This is a genomic window from Streptomyces africanus, from assembly GCF_002150735.1.
In the GTDB taxonomy this organism is placed as follows: Bacteria; Actinomycetota; Actinomycetes; order Streptomycetales; family Streptomycetaceae; genus Streptomyces; species Streptomyces africanus.
This window is the reverse complement of record NZ_MUKA01000314.1, coordinates 1-996: the sequence shown is the minus strand read 5'-3', so window position 1 is coordinate 996 and position 996 is coordinate 1. Positions and strand designations below refer to the sequence as shown.

General features: G+C 65.9%; 1 protein-coding gene and 1 pseudogene. One reads left to right on the top strand and one right to left on the bottom strand.

All coding sequences use genetic code 11. The annotated features are described in order from the left end of the window. Positions 1-256, top strand: a pseudogene (locus CCL05_RS32990) (IS5 family transposase); the annotation flags it as partial. 72 nt (positions 257-328) lie between these two features. On the opposite strand, the gene CCL05_RS32985 reads toward CCL05_RS32990, so the two are convergent. Then, on the bottom strand, positions 329-760 hold the full coding sequence (locus CCL05_RS32985) for an ASCH domain-containing protein (RefSeq protein WP_086564331.1): 432 nt from the start codon (positions 758-760) through the stop codon (positions 329-331). Positions 761-996: the final 236 nt, after the last annotated feature.

Genomic DNA, 996 nt, shown 5'->3' with positions numbered 1-996 from the left:
CCGCGCCTACCTGCGCAGACGAGGTGTCGCGTGCACCATTCCGGAGAAGGCCGACCAGGTCCGCAACCGCAAGAAGCTCGGCTCCCAAGGCGGCCGACCGCCCAAGTTAGACACGGCCGACTACAAGGAGCGCCACGCGGTGGAATGCGGGATCAACCGGCTGAAGAGCCACCGAGCCGTCGCCACGCGATATGACGAGCTCGCGGTCCGTTACGAGGCAACCGTACTGGTCGCAGCCATCAACGAGTGGCTATGACCCGCAGCCGTCCCAGCACCCACAGGGCCTGTCGGGTTGATCCTCCCGGACTCCCATCGAGTCGGACGCGGGTCACGGACCACCCGAGTCGTCGGGCTCGACCACTCGGAAGCGTTCTGCAACGACAAGAGTGTCGTCATCAATGACCGGGGTGCGTCCCAGGTACTCGCTCACGCCGTCGCTCCGGAAGAACTCTTCGTGCGCTGCCCGCCACTCCGCCACGTCGGAGTAGCCGCGTCCCTCTGCTCGCGCGAAGTCGTCGTCGATCCCCTTCATGGGAACGACGCGCACGTTGACGAGCTCGATCGTGACGGCCGGACGACCTTCGGAATCAAGCACCCAGAATCGCTGTCCGGTCACCGGCACTGCCTCGCCGGCGTGTTCGTAGATCTCCAGGAGACCCGTGAGCGCGGTCTTCTGACCGCTCAGGATCGCCGCCACACCACGGTCACGTTCCGGACCCGGGAAGGCAAGTTCAAGAGTCGGAAGGTCGTCATGTCCCATCGAGCGAGGTTATGAAGCCCGGCCGCGTTGATCAAGGGCCACCGCTCCGCTCGCCCCCGAACTCACAGCAAGCACTTTCACAACACGCCCTAGTTCGAAGCGCTGCTCCAGGACGGCGAGACAGGCACGGTGCGCCGTGTCCCTCTCCCTCTGCTCCGGGATTCCGGCCGCATCGATTTCAGCGCGGAGGAGGTCGGCGCCGGGGCCAGGACGACCCACACCACCGTCCACGTCCC